Source organism: Streptomyces sp. NPDC002690 (assembly GCF_053592415.1).
This window is the reverse complement of sequence record NZ_JBSFVR010000627.1, coordinates 1-2,468: the sequence shown is the minus strand read 5'-3', so window position 1 is coordinate 2,468 and position 2,468 is coordinate 1. Positions and strand designations below refer to the sequence as shown.

Sequence of the window (2,468 nt, the reverse complement as noted above, 5' to 3'; positions counted from 1 at the left end):
CAGTCGCAGCTCCAGCAGGAACGCGTACGCCTGACCGATGACGGGCCCCGGGCCGACATCCAGAATCCGCATGATCGCGTTGCCGTCCAGGTCGGCCGACGGTCGAGCTCTCCGCGGGCCGCACCGGGTACGCCACCGCGCGCATCCGTTACGACACCACCCCCGGGCACTACAACCTGTCGGTGCGCTGCAACAACAGCAGCGGCAACAACAACGGCAACAGCAACAACAGCAACAACGGCAACAACAACGGCAACAACAACGACGGCAACGACTTCGGCGGCAACGGCGGCAACGGCGGCAACGGCGGCAACGACGCCGTGGCGACGGCGCGGTTCACCGTGCTCGACGGTCGCGGAGCCCAGGGCGGCCTCGGCGGCTCCATGGGGCCCGGCTCCACCGAGACGCGGATCGGCGGCGCGCTGGTGGCGGCCGCGGCCGTCGGTGGTGCCGTCTTCCTCGTCCGCCGTCGCCGGACGAGCGATGCGGCCGTCTAGGAGAACGTCCCAGCCGCCCGGCCCGATAGGCCCGTCGCCCCGAGTCCCGCGTCCGGACCCGGGGCGACCGACGTTCGCGGTACTCCCCGTGCCCCGGCTCCGTCCCCCGCCCCGAGGACCGGCGTGCCGGTCAGTGCCGGACCGCGCCGCGACGGCGTACGAAGAAGACGATGCCGCCGGCGGCCGCCAGCACGAGCGCCGCACCCGTCGCGAGTTCTCCGCGGTCGAGCGACCCGATGCTCCCTCCGAGACCGCCCTGGACGCCTGCGGGGGCGGGGGCGGACGACGTGGGGCTCGCCGTGGCGAGAGCCGTGGCGGTGCCGATCACCGGGGTGACCGGGGTGACGGGAGTGACCGCGGGGGCGGTGGACGCGCTCGTGGTGGCGCCGCCCGTGACGGTGAGGGTGACGTTCTTCGCGTCGCCGCTGGAGCCGCATTTGAACGTCACCGCGTAGATGGCACCCTGCTGGGCGTCCCGGTCCACCGTGGCGATGGCCGTGGTGCTTCCGCCGGCGATGAGGGCGGTGTCGAAGACTCCCGAGGTGACGGTCGTACCGCCCGAGCATCCGCCGCTGCCCAGCGTGACCTGGCTGCCGGGCGCGACGACCGAGGGGGTGACGGTGGGGGTGAACGGCGACGAGCTCCCCCCGTCCTGTGCGGCGTGGGCGGCGGGAGACGCGAGGAGGAGGGCGGTGGCGCCGGACAGGGCAAGGGGTGCGACACGTATCGCGCGCATGTGAGCCTCCGGGGACCGAGGCGTATCCGCGGAACCGGTTTCCGCGACGCGTGGAGCATGGAGGAATACGTCTCGATGTCCGACACGCTAGGAGCGCGCCACATCTCCCGCGATCGGAGTAAGGCGAATGGGGCAGCGCCGTTCCCCGGGCGGCTGACCGCCCGGGGAACACGCCCTTCCGGCGTTCCCCTCAGCGCGCCGCGTGGGGGAAGAGGTCGAAGAAGGGGGCGGCGGTCGCTGAGATGCCCCGCCCGAACGGGGCGTCGAAGTCCCAGATCAGGAAGAGAAGGAAGGCGATCAGCACGCTGAAGAGGCCCGCGAGGAGCAGTTCGCGGAAGGTTCTGCGGATCTGCAGCGTGAAGATCAGTCCCACGGTTACCAGGGCTCCGATGATGAGGCCGAACCACACCACCCCCGGCATCGTGGCACCGGCGTTCTGACCGCGCGCGCTGCGCGCGTCGTCGGCGGCGGCGACCTGGTCCACGAGCGGCTGGTAGGCCTGGCCCTCGTGGTCGTTCTGCGGGACGTACTCGGTGACGTCCGCGCGGATCGTGTCGATGAGCCGGGTGCCGCGCTCCGTGAGGGAGGCGTGCTTCTCCATGTACCGCCATTCGTCGTTCACCACGTAGGAGACGTAGGCGTCGACGTCGGCGCGGATACGTGCCCGGACCTCCGCCGGATAGACGGACGACCGCGCGTGCACCTCGTGCAGCGCCTGGGCTTCCAGCCGTACGGACTCCTGGGCGGCGCTGCGGCCCTCCCAGACGCCCGCGATGGCCAGGCCGAGCACGATGGCGTAGACCACGCCGATCATCATCGTCATGTACTCGATGACGTCGGGCGTTTCGGACGGGTCGTCGTCCTCGGCCACGCGGCGGTTGTTGAGGACGGTGATGGTGAGTACGACGGCACAGACCGATGCCATAGCGATGGAGAGGGCGATCCATTCCGACAAGGTGTCCTCCGTCGGGTCAGCGGGACGAGCGAGGCCGGAGCACCGCGACGGCGAACACCGCGGGAGCCGTGATCATCAGGGACAACGTCACCAACGAGGTGCCGCTGTCGTGGACTTGGCGCCGGGGCCTGTGATAGGCGGGCAGTGCGACGACATGGGGCGTGGGGCGCGCGGACGGGGTGGGAGAGGGGGTCGGTGAGGGACTCGTGAAGCCGATGCCGATGCCGTTGGTGATGGAGTAGGTGAACGGCATCATCACCATGGCGAGGAACGCCGGGAT

3 protein-coding genes and 1 pseudogene are annotated in these 2,468 nt (G+C 70.7%); 1 reads left to right on the top strand and 3 read right to left on the bottom strand.

Going from position 1 to position 2,468, the window contains the following annotated elements:
- Window positions 1-95 precede the first annotated feature (95 nt).
- A pseudogene (locus tag ACWD3D_RS36050) lies at window positions 96-497 on the top strand (hypothetical protein); the annotation flags it as partial.
- Between the two features lie 130 nt (window positions 498-627).
- Here ACWD3D_RS36050 and ACWD3D_RS36045 read toward each other — a convergent pair.
- The 3 genes from ACWD3D_RS36045 to ACWD3D_RS36035 all read right to left on the bottom strand — a co-directional run.
- Complete coding sequence (locus tag ACWD3D_RS36045) at window positions 628-1,233, bottom strand: hypothetical protein (RefSeq protein WP_451464880.1); 606 nt, start codon at window positions 1,231-1,233, stop codon at window positions 628-630.
- 190 nt (window positions 1,234-1,423) lie between these two features.
- Entirely contained in the window at window positions 1,424-2,188 is a 765-nt protein-coding gene (locus ACWD3D_RS36040) for a bestrophin-like domain (RefSeq protein WP_451464879.1), read from the bottom strand.
- Between the two features lie 16 nt (window positions 2,189-2,204).
- A partial coding sequence (locus ACWD3D_RS36035; protein WP_451464878.1) for a hypothetical protein occupies window positions 2,205-2,468 on the bottom strand: 264 nt, incomplete at its 5' end.

Coding starts and splice junctions, on each gene's coding strand:
- ACWD3D_RS36045 (WP_451464880.1), bottom strand. CDS start 1,233: ATGCGCGCGATACGTGTCGCACCCCTTGCCCTGTCCGGCGCCACCGCC.